This window comes from Bacteriovorax sp. BSW11_IV, from assembly GCF_000447755.1.
Lineage (GTDB): Bacteria > Bdellovibrionota > Bacteriovoracia > Bacteriovoracales > Bacteriovoracaceae > BSW11-IV.
Map to the genome: position 1 here is coordinate 1 of NZ_AUNE01000016.1, position 16783 is coordinate 16783.

General features: G+C 36.5%; 17 protein-coding genes. 10 read left to right on the top strand and 7 right to left on the bottom strand.

Going from position 1 to position 16783, the window contains the following annotated elements:
* The coding region (locus tag M899_RS05395; protein ID WP_021270420.1) for a hypothetical protein at positions 1–427 on the bottom strand (427 nt) is incomplete at its 3' end.
* Entirely contained in the window at positions 424–1884 is a 1461-nt protein-coding gene (locus M899_RS05400; RefSeq protein WP_021270408.1) for a hypothetical protein, read from the bottom strand. The genes M899_RS05395 and M899_RS05400, both read right to left, overlap by 4 nt.
* Before the next feature lie 109 nt (positions 1885–1993).
* Between M899_RS05400 and M899_RS05405 the strand changes: the two genes are divergently transcribed.
* The gene (locus M899_RS05405; protein ID WP_021270419.1) at positions 1994–2428 is read left to right on the top strand and encodes a group II truncated hemoglobin; all 435 of its coding nucleotides are present in this window, start codon (positions 1994–1996) and stop codon (positions 2426–2428) included.
* On the opposite strand, the gene M899_RS17550 is transcribed toward M899_RS05405, so the two are convergent.
* The 3 genes from M899_RS17550 to M899_RS05420 form a co-directional block, all read right to left on the bottom strand.
* Positions 2425–2916: a DUF309 domain-containing protein gene (locus M899_RS17550; protein ID WP_021270409.1), complete on the bottom strand. Its 492-nt coding sequence runs from the start codon at positions 2914–2916 to the stop codon at positions 2425–2427. The two genes, M899_RS05405 and M899_RS17550, sit on opposite strands and share 4 nt — an antisense overlap.
* Before the next feature lie 51 nt (positions 2917–2967).
* Positions 2968–3723 carry a hypothetical protein gene (locus M899_RS05415; RefSeq protein ID WP_021270412.1) on the bottom strand — a complete coding sequence of 252 codons (756 nt, stop codon included), beginning with the start codon at positions 3721–3723 and terminating at the stop codon, positions 2968–2970.
* Between the two features lie 94 nt (positions 3724–3817).
* Complete coding sequence (locus tag M899_RS05420; RefSeq protein ID WP_021270415.1) at positions 3818–4594, bottom strand: 3'-5' exonuclease; 777 nt, start codon at positions 4592–4594, stop codon at positions 3818–3820.
* Positions 4595–4789: 195 nt separating this feature from the next.
* Here M899_RS05420 and M899_RS05425 point away from each other — a divergent pair, with 195 nt between their 5' ends.
* The 4 genes from M899_RS05425 to M899_RS05440 all read left to right on the top strand — a co-directional run bounded on the left by M899_RS05425 (position 4790) and on the right by M899_RS05440 (position 10382).
* The gene (locus M899_RS05425; protein WP_021270413.1) at positions 4790–6361 is read left to right on the top strand and encodes a sensor histidine kinase; all 1572 of its coding nucleotides are present in this window, start codon (positions 4790–4792) and stop codon (positions 6359–6361) included.
* Positions 6362–6371: 10 nt separating this feature from the next.
* Positions 6372–7046, top strand: a complete 675-nt coding sequence (locus M899_RS05430; RefSeq protein WP_021270411.1) for a response regulator transcription factor — start codon at positions 6372–6374, stop codon at positions 7044–7046.
* Positions 7047–7128: 82 nt separating this feature from the next.
* Positions 7129–7926: a DsbA family protein gene (locus M899_RS05435; protein ID WP_021270407.1), complete on the top strand. Its 798-nt coding sequence runs from the start codon at positions 7129–7131 to the stop codon at positions 7924–7926.
* A 143-nt stretch (positions 7927–8069) separates the two neighbouring features.
* Entirely contained in the window at positions 8070–10382 is a 2313-nt protein-coding gene (locus M899_RS05440; protein ID WP_021270414.1) for an efflux RND transporter permease subunit, read from the top strand.
* Here M899_RS05440 and M899_RS05445 read toward each other — a convergent pair.
* Together M899_RS05445 and M899_RS05450 are read right to left on the bottom strand one after the other, a co-directional pair.
* On the bottom strand, positions 10347–11066 hold the full coding sequence (locus M899_RS05445) for a PilZ domain-containing protein (RefSeq protein ID WP_021270417.1): 720 nt from the start codon (positions 11064–11066) through the stop codon (positions 10347–10349). The two genes, M899_RS05440 and M899_RS05445, sit on opposite strands and share 36 nt — an antisense overlap.
* 10 nt (positions 11067–11076) lie before the next feature.
* The gene (locus M899_RS05450; RefSeq protein WP_081653742.1) at positions 11077–12120 is read right to left on the bottom strand and encodes a lytic transglycosylase domain-containing protein; all 1044 of its coding nucleotides are present in this window, start codon (positions 12118–12120) and stop codon (positions 11077–11079) included.
* A 259-nt stretch (positions 12121–12379) separates the two neighbouring features.
* Between M899_RS05450 and M899_RS05455 the strand changes: the two genes are divergently transcribed.
* From M899_RS05455 to M899_RS05475, 5 genes are all read left to right on the top strand, one after another.
* Positions 12380–13300, top strand: a complete 921-nt coding sequence (locus tag M899_RS05455; RefSeq protein WP_021270416.1) for an AAA family ATPase — start codon at positions 12380–12382, stop codon at positions 13298–13300.
* Positions 13297–14199 carry a DUF58 domain-containing protein gene (locus tag M899_RS05460; protein WP_021270421.1) on the top strand — a complete coding sequence of 301 codons (903 nt, stop codon included), beginning with the start codon at positions 13297–13299 and terminating at the stop codon, positions 14197–14199. Before M899_RS05455 ends, M899_RS05460 begins: the two co-directional genes overlap by 4 nt.
* Positions 14189–16108, top strand: a complete 1920-nt coding sequence (locus M899_RS05465) for a transglutaminase family protein (RefSeq protein WP_021270406.1) — start codon at positions 14189–14191, stop codon at positions 16106–16108. Before M899_RS05460 ends, M899_RS05465 begins: the two co-directional genes overlap by 11 nt.
* 9 nt (positions 16109–16117) lie before the next feature.
* Complete coding sequence (locus tag M899_RS05470; protein ID WP_021270410.1) at positions 16118–16507, top strand: acyl-CoA thioesterase; 390 nt, start codon at positions 16118–16120, stop codon at positions 16505–16507.
* Positions 16508–16783, top strand: a 276-nt coding sequence (locus M899_RS05475; RefSeq protein WP_034728051.1) for an ATP-binding cassette domain-containing protein, incomplete at its 3' end; no start/stop codon positions are given.

A 16783-nucleotide genomic window follows, 5' to 3' on the forward strand; every position in this document is an offset into this window, starting at 1 on the left:
TTTTCAACATATCACCAGTCCAATTCACAGTTATATGATCAACTCCAATAGTGTAGTCTAATGTATAACTTGATTTGATATGGAGAAGTTCTTTTCCTGATTTGATATCATGGATAAAAAGTTGTTTACCGTGGGCCCCTTTATTCCAAAGGCTCAGAATAATATTTCCATCATATTTATTAATGGCCGTCACTTCGGTTTTGTTAAAAGCTTCAGTTTGTGCCATTGGAAAATTTATAATTTTCTTATTCTTATCATCGTAGAGATTGAAATATTGTTCACCCTTATCAACTTCTACAACGATATTAATATTTGAATCATTCAGATCATATTGATGAAAATAGATGAGCCCAGCTTTATCCGCGTCTGTTGGAGTAAAGGCATAGCTTTTGAAAGCAATCGTTAATATCATTAATGCGAATTTCATTTTTTCATCCTATTGTGACAATCAATGGCGCTTCCATTTCCTCGCGCCACTTGCTGCATACAAGGTAGGCATTTATTTAAAACACCATTTAAATATCCACTTTTAGCATCTTGATCATAGAGTGTAACACCTTGCTTGATTGTTTGAGCAAGACTGTTTTGATCGAAGCTTTTACTTCTAGCGAGAGACCAGTTTTGTTGTTTTAAATTATCGTTAAGTGTTCTAAAGATAACTTCCATTGTAAGAGGAACATCGTCGGCCATGGCCTTGTGAAGGTAAGTGGCACTTTTCCCATTATACGGATTACCTGGAATAGTTGTAATCGGAATCTGGTTGACGACTTCACTGCGTGTTTTTTTGTATGAGTGCAGTTTTTTCATTGTAGAACTTGTAATCATACCAAGGCCGTGCGCCGTTGAAGTTGGATTGGCCGTTCTGTCACAGTAAGTATAATTGTATACTTGAGGACGAATGATTCCGTGTGTTTCTTGAAAAACAATACAACTCATTAGTTCCGGTGTTACTCCTGGGTGAAGATAGTGAGGATTTGCTCTTTGAGCAAAATTTGTCTGAACAGTTCTGCCGTTGACACTTGCTTTATCATTTTTAATTTTATTATAAGAGATCTTGGCCTGATTATAGACTTCACTTGCCCTTTGCTCGATGGACATATTATCCCATAGCTGATTTGGTATACTTTGCTCAAGCTGTCTTAGTTTTGTTTCACAGCCTTTTGTTCCCTTAAGTTGATTACGTCTATCCATAATATAGTCGTAACTTGCAACGTCTTGTTGCATTTTTTCATTTGTTTGCACAGGTGGAGTTTCCACAGATCTTGTTGCGGCCACTTCTGCAAATTTTTCGCACTCAACACATTCTTTTTTTGGAGGCTCTAAAGTTGCATCAAATTCTTTTAAATTTTCTGAGACACTATTGATTTCTTCATCAAGAAGCATTTGATCAAGAATGCTTTCACTAACTTTTAAAAACTCCATATCTTTTGGGTTTTTAACAATCTTTCCTTTTTCATCAACGATTTGACCATTATTGTTAACAAGATAGATATTGTAGTATTTCCAGTTTGTACCACCACGTGAGTCGATGATGACTTTAGAATTTTTAGGGACAGTCACTTCTTTAGAACCAGCTTTTGCTTGGAAGGTCTTTGACGTCTCATGGCCAATTGAGCGGTAAAGGTAATTAGCACTTACTTTATATTCTTTATTATCGAGAGGGGCACCATCTTCATCCACAAGCTTAATAGTTCGATACCAAAGATGGGCCTCATCTTTGACATCATTCACTGGTTGAATGAAATAGTCGGACTTATTATCTAGAGTAAAAATCTCTTGATTGTCGCCCTCAATAGTTAATGACCTCTTTGCCTTTGAAAAGTTTTGATCGGCAGAGGCGCTAAATGTAAGTAATATCAGTAATGTAACACTTATTTTCATCATACTTTTATTATCGGCGACATGGTAATTAACTGAAATAATTTTAAGTAAATGATTGAATTAATGCTTTATGAGCATTTTATGAGTGCCAATTTTATGATAGGAAATTGAAATGAGTATCTTAGATAAAATAAAAACCCTTATGAATAAAACAGAAGTTATTGACCCCGCAAAAGTCACACCATATCTCTTGATCGGTGAAGAGGTAGGACTCAAAAATCTTGTGGATAAGTTTTATTTCTACATGGACACATTGCCAGAGGCAAAGAGATGTCGCGATCTTCATAAAGAGTCCCTGGCCGGTGCGAATAAAAAACTTTTTATGTTTCTCTCTGGCTGGATGGGTGGTCCAAATCTTTATATTGAGGCCTTTGGCCATCCTCGTATGAGAATGAGGCATTTCCCTTTTAAGATTACGACAATTGAGCGCGATGAATGGATGCTTTGTATGACAAAGGCCATGGATGATATGAATTACCATCCTGAATTAAGGGCCTATCTTGATGATGCCTTCTCTCGTTTTGCAGAACATATGAGAAATCATTAAATTTGCGGAATAAGATCAAAGCTGTAGCATCTTCCATTTTCTAATTGCGTAGGGGGGGAGTTTTTTATGAGTTCAATAAGATCGCTCACAATAAATCCAGCAACTTTATCTTTTTGAATATTGTGTAAGTGTTCAATGGCCCTTTCGAGATGGCCTGTTGTCGCTTTTTCTGAGGCCTGCTGCCATTTTATTCCCGCCGCACTCAACTTGATAATTGCTAAAAACAAATGGCAGAGATCTCCCGTGCGCTTGTGAGCATTCCATAGCGCTTCGAGATACATATGAGTTTCCCAATAATAACCAAAATTAAACAGGTCTAGGGCAAAGAGAAAATCATCGCTGTCATAGGGCCTATTTTCATCCATAGGTGGTGTATGGGGCTCGCCACTGGCAAAGCTGTGGCCACCTTCTTTTAGAGGGTGTGGATTCTTTCCTGGAACAAAGGCGTAACTTGGAAAAGGTCTGTGGGCGCATAATCTTTTTGTCATAGAGAAATTTTAGAAAAAAAAAGGGAGGTCGTAAACCTCCCTTCTATAAGATCACTGTAAACAGTAGGAATCGATTTCTTTCTTAGATTCGTAAAGCTTACCTGTGTGATTGTAAATGAATGAACTCTTCCAATCGAAGCATTTAATGGGTTCAGCAAAAGTTGTATCTTCTGGATCTGTTTCCATGGGAACTTCATTTGTCTTGTAGATACAGGCCTTAAATTCTAGACTGACGTTTTTGGCCTCTCCATACATAAAGAAGGCCGTTGATGGCAGGTCTGTAACGTAGAGTTCTGGCCTAGTTGGTTTTTCATTTAAATAATACTTTTGTGTTTTCTTTTCAGTTGAACCAGCAACAGTGTTCCAACGATAGGCCCCATGTCTAAGTTTCTCAATACTATTGTAAACAGGGTCTTTATCTACAGAATCAATAACCCATTGTGGGTGGGTGAATCTTTTAATCTCTCCGAAAAATTCACGAGAGACGTAAGAGTTCTTTTCAATTTTTCCATCAACCAACTTAGAGTTGTAAACACACCCTTTGATGAATTGGACAACAGCATACTTTTCTAGATTTTCAACTTTATCAGTTTTATAGCTCATTGTGGCCGAACTCCCAAGAGTGGCGTCACCGGCTATGATTGAGTTGTAATTATATGTTTCAAGCTTGAATTCTTTTAGATCACATGAGTCTGTTTTTGAGCAGTCTGTATTCTTGTAAACTTGTACGAGGGGCCTTTCTCTTTTAACTGAGCCAGCGTAAGATGATAATGAAATTAGTGCCAGCACTGCGATGTGAATTTTCATTTTTTTTCCTCGTGTAAATCGGTCTTATTGGTGTAACACGGAAAAAAAAAGAGGCCTTAAAAGAAGGCCTACAATTTCTGACATGATGAACTTTTTACAAATTGACCTGCTCCCAAGGGAAGTCATAGTTCAATTTTCCTTCATCTAACAATAACTTATGAACAACTTTGAACCAAGTTTTGTCTCCAGGGTTCCACTGGAATCTGGCCCTACTTACTTTGTTTTTCACAAAATTAAACTTCTCGACCTCATCCTTATTCTTCCAATTTGGTGCTTGAAGTTGAGCGACAATTTTAATCATCGGTGACTCAGCTAATTGCGCCATTCTGTCAAAATCATAGTGAGAGGCCACTTTTAACATAGAAAGAACATCCGTCACTGCGCGGTGAGGGAAAGGATTGATAAAGCCATGGGCGTGCTCAAGAGCGGCCATGTTCTTTTGAAGAATCTTCTTTGGAAATTCTATATCTGTAACAGTGTCAATCCAAACTTTGTCTGGCATCGTCACATTGAATCTTTTAAAAAGTGCCTTTAACATCGGTTCATCGTACTTGGCCCCATTGTGGGCCATGAAGTAGTCGGCCTTTTTCATGATCATAGAAAGACGAGTCAATGCCATTTGAATTTCTTCGCCTTTTAGGCCCCAATCTCTAAGAAGCTCTTCATCGATACCTGTAAGTTCGATGACTTCTTCAGTTAGTGGGAGACGGTCTGTTTCATCAATAAGTTCAGAATAGATTTTTATGGGCTGGTTGATACGAGTGTCCCATAGCACAGCGCCAATTTCTGTAACGCGGTCCACCTGAAGGTTTACACCTTTCTCAATAAGGTTTTCGTTAATTCCCTCTAGATCAATTCCCAATATAAGCATCTACTACTCCAATTTTTCAATTGTTTACCTAAACTTTATAACGAACTCTATGCTTTTTAGCAAACAAGGAATAGGCCAAAACACTTTTGTTGTGATAGGGTTTAGAGCACTAATCACAATAACTTTACAAATCACTGACATTTTTCCCTGTTAAATAGATGAAGATGATTTTCAGGGATTAATTGGGATTTCGTCATGCGTTTATATATCGTTCTTATTTTAACAGCTCTCGCCATGGCATTTGGGACAGGATATTTTGCCCTGTTCCTTCAGGGCTCATATACCCCAACGTTAGAAGATATTGTCCAAATCAATGAACTAAAGCTCGACTTTCAAAAGAAAGTGGCCCCAAGGGCCATTATCAATTTCAATTCTATATACTATTCACCTCAGCAGATTCGTCTGATTGACCCGTTCTATTCGACACCTTCTGAAGAGATCAATAAGCAAATCGATTATTTCTCTAGTCAAGATTGTTTCAAGGATTTTGAAATTCTGGTGAATCAACCTGGCTTTGAAAAAGTTTGGGTTTGGGAAGAGTATCGTTGTGGTAAAAAAGATCATTTATCTCCAGGTTTTTTTCGTCAACCTCCATTTATTCACCCCTCTGGTCATAGTTATGCCTACTTGTCATTTAAGCTTAACAAAGAGAACAACCGCTCTCGTGCTTGGGTAAGAAATAATCTTCGTTATTTCCATATAACAGAGCTAGTGGATCTACAAAGTGAAGTGGGAAATCTTGGGGGGATTTACGATTTACTAGTGAAGCTCGATTATAATTCTCTTCTTTCTCTTGCAAAGGGTGAGGGGACAATTCTTACGAAAACATTTTTATTGGCCAGAATTACATATCCTGGAATTTTGCCCATCCTAGAATATCGCTTTTACGATCGTGATGATCTCGATAATTTCTTAAAAGATTCCTCATTTATCTTGCAAAACTATAAGCAAGGTAGACCTTGTTTTTATAGAGATGGAGAGCTTTGTTGGGATTATGATGTTAAGCACATCTTTAAACTTGCTAACTTTTCAACTATCGCCTTTTTCTTTGGTCTCATTATCATTTGTGCCATAGTTGTTCGCTTGTTACTTGTGAAAATTAGAATACAAAGACAAGAAGAAGAGAGAAAAAGATTGGCCTTACAAGTTTTAACTCATGAGTTTAGGACACCTGTTACATCACTTTTGTTGTCTGTTGAGCAGATCAATAGATATTTGCCAAATCTTGAAGATGATCTACAAGAAATTCTTTTAAGAATGAACTCTGAGATTTATAGACTTCAAAGATTAACAGAGAAAAGTCGAAATTATCTTAAAGTTCAAGAAGGTGGAAAGCTAATTCAGTTGAATGATGAACTTGTTCCAAGTGTTTATCAAATGATTGATGAAATGATTTATCCCTATAGTGATGAGCATGGTGATCTTTTCAAAGTTACTTTTAAAGGAGAAGACCGCAGTATCAAAATCGATTTGTATTGGTTGCAAATCTGTTTGAAGAATCTCATTGAAAATGCTTTTTTTCATGGCACGCCACCAGTGGAATTTACACTAGAAGTTTTAAGTGATTCGATTGTTGTATATGTGAGTGACCAAGGGAAATGTCAATTTGATACGTTGGAAGAATTAACAAGTGAATTTGTTAAGGGAAATAAAAGTTCAGGAACAGGGCTTGGAATGAGCATTGTTCATAAAATAATTAGGGAAATGGAAGGAAAGATTGTGTTCAATAATGATCCTACTTCCTTCAAAATTACTTTTAACCGCTAAGGGAGGGCCCGTGGCAACAAAGATATTATTAGTTGAGGATGATCAAAATTTAGGAGCTTCACTAAATAGTTTTTTAAAGAGTGAAGGTATGGATGTTTTGTGGTGTAAGTCTCTTCAAGAGGCCCGCGATGCTCAAAGTTTTGAAAGAGAATTGGTGATCTTAGATTGGATGCTGCCAGACGGACAAGGAATTGATTTTTTAAAAGAAATAAGAGGTAAGGGAAGCTTTGTTCCGGTGATTATGCTCACTGCAAGGGCCGATCTTATTGATAAGGTTATTGGACTTGAAACTGGGGCCAATGATTATGTTACGAAGCCTTTTGAGCCAAGAGAGCTCATTGCCAGAATACGTGTTCAACTTAGAATTCAAACAACAGAACCCCAGGCCGCGACAAGTTCAATTGTTCGTGGAGAGTTGAAGATTGATCTAGATACTCGTGAGGTTATGTTTAAAGGGGATAAAGTTGAGTTAACAAAGATGGAATTCGACTTTTTAAAATTGTTGGCGGAAACGCCAAATAGGGCCTTTTCTCGTGATGAAATTCTCAATAAAGTTTGGGGATATGAGCATTTTCCTACAACGAGAACTGTTGATACCCACGTTCTACAGCTTAGACAAAAATTATCGGATGAGCTTATTGAAACAGTAAGAGGGATTGGATACCGATTTAAATTTTCGAATTGACAATAAATTGTCATTTCACTGACACATAATGGGCCTCCTTGGCCGATACTTGATAAGTATTGGTGCTAAGGAGGCTTTTTTTATGTCTAAAAACAAAATGTGGATTATGACCATGGCCGTGCTATTCGCTTCTTGTAAGGAGTCTGACGAGAGCTTAAAGCAGAGAATTTCTAAAATCTTAAAAGAGGACCCAGAAGTTATCACAAAGGTAATGGAGGAGAATCCTACTCAATTTGTAGAAACCATTCAAAAAATGGTTCAAACAGCACGTAAAGATATGGCCGAAAAAGAACAAGAGGAACGTGAAAAGCAATTCTTGTCTTCGTTTGATAATCCTCTTACTCCAGTTCTTCGTAAGGATGAATCATTCCGAGGGAATAAAGACGCACCAATTACAATTGTAGAGTATACAGATTTCCAGTGCCCATTTTGTGCCCGTGGTTCAAAGACTATATCTGATCTGATGAAAAAGTATGAAGGGAAAGTCCGAATCGTCTATAAACATTTGCCATTAAGCTTCCATCCCCAGGCGATGATCGCTGCTCAGTACTATGAGGCGATCAGAATTCAAGATGAAAATAAGGCCTACCAATTTTACGATGAGCTTTTCGCTAATCAATCAAAAATTAGCATGGCGGAAAAATATCTGGATAAAGTGGCAAAGAAGCTAAATGTTAATATGAAAAATCTTAAAAAGAATATTGAGTCTGATAGAGTGAAAAACCGTATTCAAGAAGATTTGGCCGAAGCACAGAAATTTGATATTCAAGGAACACCTGGATTCATCGTTAATGGTGTCCCTGTTCGTGGAGCATATCCCATCGAACACTTCGATCGTATTATACTTGAGTTAAAAAATAGAAAATTAATTTCCCTCTAGTTGAAATCCTCTAGAGGCGAAGTCCCTCTCCCGGGTCTTCAGGTCGAATCCCTTGTCACCACAAGGCCTGAAGACCCTTTTAATCAATAAAAATCTAGCTTGCCGATAGTGCACTTTTATAGGGGCCGTGCTAGCTTTTTATTATGAAAAATTTAAAATTCCACCTCGCAAGATTCCCTCTAAAGAATCCTAAAAAATGTCTTCTATTTGGTGCCCTTATTGTCGCCGTTTTTTTACCATTTATGCTCAATATTGGTTTCGATTTTGGAGCGAAAGTTTGGTTTAGAAAAACAGATCCGTATATTAAAGCATTAGATCGTTTTGAAAAACATTTTGGAAATGATGAAAGTATGGCCGTTATTATAGAGGGAAGCACTGATGTATTTTCTCCAGAGTTTCAAAAATTACTTTTTGAAATTACAGATAAAGTTTGGACCATTCCGGGCATCATTCGATCTGAATCATTAGTGAATTATCACTGGAGTTATTCAAAAGGTGACGATATCACAACGGAAGCGTTCATCGATAAAGAAAAGATTAATGATCTAAAATATTTAGAGCAAAGAAAAGAAGAAGCACAAAAACATTCTACAATCTCGAACCTCTATATCTCAAACGATTATAAAAGCACAATTATCTATGGGAGAGTCGTTCATACACCAGACAAAGAAACAGATTTTAATAAGATCTATCTGGGTGCCCAAGATATATTGGCCCCATATATGAATAAAGATGGTTTTAAGATTCACCTTTTTGGTCAACCAACTGTTAGCTACCACTTTCAAGATTTATCTTTTTCTGACTTACGCACCTTAGTACCTGTATTATTGGCGTTGGTCATTTTTTACTTAATTTTTTGTTTTAGAACATTTAATGGTGTTTTCATCCCTATGTGTGTCATTGCCTGCTCACTCGCCGTAACTGGTGGGCTTATTGGGATATTTGGAATTAAAGTTAATACTCTAACATTTATTCTTCCAAGTATTTTGATAGCCATATCAATTGCTGATTGTGTCCACTTAATTGCTTCTTATTATAAATATAGAGCTGAAGGGATTTCACTACAATTGGCCTGTGAATACGCCATGATGAAAAATCTATGGCCAATTTTTTTAACGACACTTTCAACTGCTATTGGATTTTTTAGTCTTGTCTCTTCAGATATTGTTCCAGTGAGTGATGTCGGATTGCTTGCTGGGATTGGAACAACTTTTGCTCTGATATTTAGCTATCTGTTCACAGTTCCTCTAATTGTTCTGACTAATGATCAAGGAAAGCAAACTCTTCTCGATAAGAATTTAATGACTAAGGAAAAGGTGAAAAAGTATGTGACCTTTATTGATCGCTTTAAAGGCCCAATTTTAATCTCCTTCACCTTGATCTTTATTGGACTTGGTTATGCGGCCGTGCAAAATGAAATTAATTCTAATCCCTATCATTACTTTACTGAAGAAGATGAGGTTACTATTACAAATGACTTTGCGCTAGAGGCCTTTGGTGGCGTTGGGGGACCGGAGCTTGTTTTTGATTCAGGTGAAAATGATGGGATTAAAAATCCACAATTTTTGAAGCAAGTTGATAGCTTTCTCGCGTGGATTGGAGATATGTCCCATGTCAACAAGGCCGCAAGTATTATTGATGTTCTAAAAGAAATGAATAAATCACTCTATGGCGGGGATGAAAAAGAATTTAGAATCAATGATTCTCAAGAAGTGATAGCACAGGAACTCTTTCTTTATACGATGGGATTACCCCAAGGCCTTGACCTTAATGATAGGATAGATATAGGTAATAGATTCCTACGTTCAACTGTTATGTGGGATATTCAAAACTCAAAAGAGAGTTTGGAGCAGGTTGAAGTTTTTGAAAAAGAGGCCCTAAAGCGTGGTCTCAAAATGGAAGTTACTGGTAAACCTATTCTATTCCATCGTATGAACGAACATGTTGTGAATACATTTTTTACTTCTATGTTTTTTGCACTTTTGATTATTACGGGACTTCTTATTTTTATTTTTAAAAATATTGGGGTCGGTTTGATGTCTCTTATTCCCAATGTCGTTCCTGTCATTGCCGGTGCAGGTATTTTAACCTTACTTAGCAAACCAATTGATGTTGGCTGTGCCATTGTGGCCAGTGTAACACTTGGGATTGCTGTTGATGATACGATTCACTTTTTATTCAATTACCGAGCTTTTAGAGACAGAGGTCTCAATGCTTTCGAAGCAATTGTTGATGTTCTCCACACAACAGGATTTGCATTAATTGTAACTACTGTGATTCTTGTTTCTGGATTTGGAGTGTTTATGTTTGCTCATCTTGTGCCAAATATAAATTTTGGGATCTTATGTGCATTTGTATTAAGCGTTGCCCTTCTTTGCGATCTGGTCTTATTACCTGCACTTATTTTGTGGACGAACCAATTAATGGTTCGTCGCAAAAGCATAGCCAAGACGTAGTGAATTTAATCCGCCGAGGTGATTGAATCTCATTCCCATACCTGCGGGATAGATGCCTGTGGCCAAAGATTTTCTAACAACTTTGGCCTCACACTCAATTGGTGTTTCGAGGTCAATAGTAATTTTAATGTCATCACCTTGATGAAGTTGGGCCAAAATCTCATTGGCCTTTTTTTCATCATATTTTAGGAATAAACCTGTTCTTGAAATATCAAAAGTTGTTCCTAAATATTCTTTTTTATCATTTACGCTAATCCAAACATTGGCCTTAATCTTATGTCTTTTAGGAATTAACCACCAACGCTTTTCTTGTTGAGCAATTAGTTTAGAATCTCTGAGTGCGAAAAATGAAAATTGAATCAGTAAAAATGCCATAGTTGAAAAGAATACAGTTTCAGCTGTATATTCATCACCATATCTTGCTACGATTAGATTATTCATAAAAACGCATGTAGCACTAATGGGGATGAGCCACTTCAAGCTCTTGTGTGCAAAGTGTGAAGATAGAGCGACCATGGCACATGAAAGGGCAACGATCCAATTGAAGATTGTCATCTTATCAATTATATATAGGAATTCGCTTACATTATGTTCGTACAATAGGGCTATCTGTAAGGGAATACCAATGATTATAAGTAGATTAAAAATTGTCAGACCTTTGTAGAGAATTGGTTTAGACTTCATATCGACCTCTTTAATAAGGTGATGCAAAAGCATCACAATAACTTTTCACCATCTTTACATATTTATTAGCTTCATTTAATTCTGAGTCATAATTCCAAAGTTTCGGATCACGTTGTACGGCCTTTTTTACGCGATAAGGCCCAGAGTTATAGCTTGCAAGGATAAGATCAATTTCTTCAATATTACTTCCTATCTCATTTTGCTTGTTCCAATACTCTTCGAGATATTTTAGATATGTCATACCGCCAAGGATTGATCTACTTTTATCAAGACGCCATTCATTTTGATTATTGATTTTGCCCAGAGTAATAAGAGTTTTAATAGTAGGGACACTAAATTCATTTATCCCAGGGTATTCTGGCCAGTGATCATATTTATCTAAGATATGAGAACCTGCGAGTTTAGTTACTTGTGTTAGTCCAATTGCCTTAGCATAGCTTACGGCATGGGGATTAAATCCAGATTCTTTTGCAATAAGACCGGCCATCAATGAGGGATTTATTCCTTCTCTTTTTCCAAGTCCTTGAATCGTTCCGATGAATGCATTTTTTACATTAAATTCACCCGTATTATTGATACTCGCAAATTGTCTTAAGTTACATTCTGGCTCGCTATAGTCTTGTTCAAAAGTATATTTATCACTGTTGTATTTAACAGTGATATTACTCTCTTTCGAGAGAGGAAGTTTAAATCTTTTAATTAAGATTTCATAAGTTGTATTATTGTCAGTAATGACTTTTGCCCTTTGCAGGACTTCTGATGTTACATTTTGCTTGTTGTAGTAAAACTGCAAAGTCGCATTATCGAGTCCCAGTGGCGAGTGGACTTTTATCTTTAATGGCCCTTTTTCGTGGTAGTACTTTCTGGGAGGGTCAAAAGTAATTGTTGGAATCTTCAATGTCGCATTTGTCTGAGCGATAAAACGATTTTCAATTCCTTGATGATCAATTTTCACTTGGTCTTTTTTTATAACAAAGGCCTTTGCTCCAAATGGATTAGCTGGTCCTGCACATCCATAAAGGAGAACAAATGACATGGTTCCGACTAGTTTCATAATGTGTATTTAGTTTCGTTAATAGTGGAAGTTCATCTCGCAAATTTCACATACGTTCTACATTAGTTGATGAACTGACCCTCTTATTTTGGTGCTTATTATTTTTAAAAAAAAGACTGAAAATTGTGAGAAATCTAACCCCTTGATAAATAACAATGTATAATAAAAGAATTGAAATCAATGAAATCTGATGATTATGAAGATGCCACATATTAATGCTTCAGTTCATCCAAAGTCCTAAAATCACATAGAGGTATAAGTGTCAGAATTGTCGAGAAAAAATATTGAAAAGTTCCTAGAGACCGCCAGTACGATTCTAATTGGTAAGAAAAAAGAAATTGAACTCTCATTGGTATGTGCTCTTTCAAACGGTCACCTTCTTATTGAAGACTACCCAGGTGTTGGGAAGACCACAATGGTTTTTCTCTTAGCAAAACTTCTTGGGCTCGATTTATCACGAATTCAATTCACAAATGATTTACTTCCTGCAGATATTATTGGTTTTAATATCTTTGATAAAAATACTGGGGACTTTAAATTCAAAAAGGGTCCTATTTTCGGTGAGATCGTACTTGCTGATGAATTGAATCGAGCAACTCCCAAGACTCAAAGTGCTCTTTTACAAGTTATGGAGGAAAGGCATATTAGCGTAGAAGGTGTTGACTATAAAATGCCTTCTCCATTTATAGTCTTTGCAACCCAAAACCCGTTCAAGCAACTAGGAACATTTCCATTGCCAGAATCTCAACTGGATCGCTTTTTTATGAGTATTTTTTTAGGGGCACCAGAGCGTGAGGCCGAAAAGAAAATTTTGATGAGACCGAAAATTCGTGAAGAAATTCAAAGCTTAGAACCTATTTTTACAGTTGAAGAATTAGCACTAATTCAAAATACTATTTCAAATATTCATGTCGATGAAAAAGTATATGATTACGTGTTAAATATTTTACAATATTGTCGCATAAATCTTCAAGATGGTCATGCTATGAGTACTCGTGGTGGGCAAGACTTGGTGACGGCATCAAAAGCTCGTGCGTTTGTGCAAGGAAGAGATTATGTTACTGTTGATGATGTTCAATTTCTTGCGCCTTATATTTTTGGACATCGTGTTGGTGGAGTTCATGGTGTTAAGATGGGTATTGAAAAGATGAATGAACTTCTTCATAAAATTGATCTATGATTTTTAAAAAGTATTTCTCAAAGTTTATTAGACCGGGAAGGATTTATATTCTTCCCACTAAATTAGGCCTTTATTATTTTGGTGGAACATTTTTGGCGTTTGTTGTTGCAATTTTTTATGGAACATCTTTTGCCTATGCAATCACATTCTTTTTCTTCTCATTTTTAATGGCCGTAAGCTTTGCCACAAATTACTCACTAAAAGATTTAGAACTCACTTCCAAGAAAGAATTTTACAGTATTCCAGGGGAGGATTGTTTTTCACAGTTGATTATAAAAAATAAATCAAATGATAAGAAGATTGATCTCTCTCTTTCTCATCCTGAGATTATTTTTTCTGAAATTGGTGATATTGATGCGAATGGTATAAGTGGCGTAAGCTTTAGGGCAAAAGAAGAACAGATTAAAGTTATCCACATTAGAAATTTGACCCTCTCTTCAACATTTCCTTTCGGTCTATATAGAGCATGGCGAGAATTCTCTGTTGATTTCACCATTTATTCAACAAATGGGCCTAGCTTCGATCAACATGGTGAAACTCTAAATAGTGAAAATGATATTTTTTCTAATTTGAGTCAAAAAGGGCAAGATGAGCTTATTGGACTTTCTGTCTATCAGGAAGGTGATCAAATGAGTCTTGTCAGTTGGAAGAATTTGGCCCGCTCTGATGAGCTTCTTGTTAAAAGATATGGATCCTTCTTAAATCCAGAGTTATTTTTAGATTATGATGAGCTTTCTGGAGAACATTCTCAAAAATGCTCTCATGCACTTGGTATTGCTCTTTATTCGTTAAGACAGGGGATCCCACTTATTTTTCAATTAAGTAAAAGACGATATCATTCCAGTGATTACAACTTTTTGTTAAATGTCGTTAAAGAGGTGGTTGTTCATGGTCAATAGAATCAATCTCTTTTCATTGATCTTGCCACTCATGACCTATATCCCTTTCGCATGGGATAAGCCAATTGCTGAAAATTTATTTCTACTTACTGGGTTTATAATAGGGACCCTCGTTTTGTTTAAAAAAATTCAATTTCACCCTAAATTTTCTGCTATTGGATTGATTGTTGGGATTGTTTTCTATGCTCTGACCTACGGCAAGTTTAAATCTCTAGAAGGGGGGATTTTCTTTCTTTCTTATTTGTCTGTCATTAAATTACTCGAAATGAAGAGTGTTCGTGATTTTTATTTGCTCATACTAATTTTAATCCTATCTCTTGTTGGACACATGCTTCATGTTGAATCTTTGTTTTTCCTTTTTTATGGAATCGGACTTCTTGTTGTCATGTTCTATTCGATGATTGCCGTGCGTTTTGCGGGAAGATTCAATAATTTTGAATTGAAAAAACTCATTTCATATTTTGTTTATTCGATTCCACTAGCGTTATTACTCTTTTTTATTTTTCCTCGCTTCAAATTTCACACGGGTAATCTTGGCCTAACTCCAGAAATTGGACAGACGGGATTTTCAGAAGAATTTAATCCTGGCAGTATTGCTAATCTTGTTCAAACCGATGAGGTTGTGTTCAGAGCACGTTTTAAAGGTCATATTCCACCAATTCCAGAATTGTATTGGCGAGGGATGACTTATGATATTTCAAAAGGTTTATCATGGGAAAGAGGGCGAATTCATTTAGATAGGCCAATTCGTGCTGAAAACCTTGAGAATGAATACAGTATTGATTTTGAAAATAGAATTAATGGCACGATTTTTACACTTGGCCACGCTAATAATATTTGGCCTTCAAGTGCAGGTCGTATCCAGTCAAAAAATGGTAGCACCTTTACTTTCGTTGCCTATGGTAGGGAGAGGATTCGTTTTCGGGCAGAAAATTATATGATTGAAGGCTTTCAAAATGATGGGATACAAATGTCGCGTTATTTGCAATTGCCTAAAGGTCACGACAAGCTCAAAGAATTCATGGTTAAGAATTTTAAAAAAGACAATGAACTCCAATCAATTAATTCTTTTCTTTCTTATCTTGCTAACAATGATTATCTCTACTCAATGAATCCTGGTGGGCTTACAGGTTTAGAGCAATTTTTCTTTGAATCTAAAAAAGGATTCTGTGAACACTACGCTGCTTTAATGGCCTTTGCTCTGCGATCGCTAGACATTCCTTCTCGTATTGTTACAGGCTATCAAGGGGGAGATTTTAACGCTCTTGGAGATTATTTTATAATCCGTGAAAAGGATGCTCATGCTTGGGTGGAGGGATGGATAAAGGGAAAAGGCTGGGTTCGATTTGATCCTGTCAATTCTGTTGCTCCTGATCGTCTAAGAATTGGTGCCAGTTCATATTACGATCAAATTTTACTCAGTACGGACAATGCTGTCGTGAGGATGTTAAAAGTTCTTGGACTCAGTGATGTTGTTCTAATGGCCGATAGTTTGTTTTTTAATTTAAACACATACTTTGTGAATTTTGATAAAGAGGCGCAGGATGATCTGTTTAAGTCTCTATTTGGACGCAAGTTAAAAGGTCGAGATATTCTTATCATTACCTTAGTGGCAATTGGGCTTTTCATAGGTGTTCTCTTTTTTATTAATAGAACGAGTCGAAACAAGATCTATTTCTATACGCGAAAAATCGCTAAATCTCTTGAGGGAAAAAGTCGGGTTCCATGGATTGAAAATGAGTCTCTAATGAATTATTTAGAGAGAGTTGAATCCACAACTGGTCGTAGTTATGAGGAATTCAATAAAATAATAACTATTTTTAATGAGTGTTATTTCTCTGCAAATTCCACGAAAAGTGATTTTGTTAGAATGAAAAAAGAGATAAAATCTTTCTTGAGAACACTTTAAGGGGGACTTATGAGCGAGCGCATTCCTAGCGGTGAGCTTTGTGTTAGAACATTAGCAATGCCTGGGGATACAAACCCAAATGGCGACATTTTTGGAGGTTGGGTACTTTCTCAAATGGATATTGCCGGTGGTATTTATTCTGGTAAAAGATGTAGTGGGAGAACGGTAACTGTTGCTGTTGATAGTATGACATTTCACAGACCTGTTCTCGTTGGCGATGTTGTTTGCTGCTACTGTGAAACCGTTAAAGAGGGAAATACTTCTTTGGCCGTAAAGATTGAAGCTTGGGTTATCCGTAAGCATGAATCTCACAGAACAATTGTTACAGAAGGTGTTTTTACTTATGTTGCAGTAGATGAGAATAGAAAGCCACGTTCAATCAATTCTAGTGAGTATTAAATGGATATTTTAAAAGTTGAAGGATTAACTAAAAAATATGGGCAAAGTAAGGCCTTAGATAACGTATCTGTCTCATTTGAAAAGGGACAGATTACGGCGCTTATTGGGCCCAATGGTGCAGGAAAAAGTACTTTTGTAAAATCTGTCCTTGGCCTTGTCATTCCGGATAGTGGAACGATCTTACTTGGTGAACACAATGCCAAAAATCCAAGTTCTCGCTATGGTGTATCTTATCTTCCTGAGAAATTTAACTTTTACCCTTTTTATAAAGTTCAA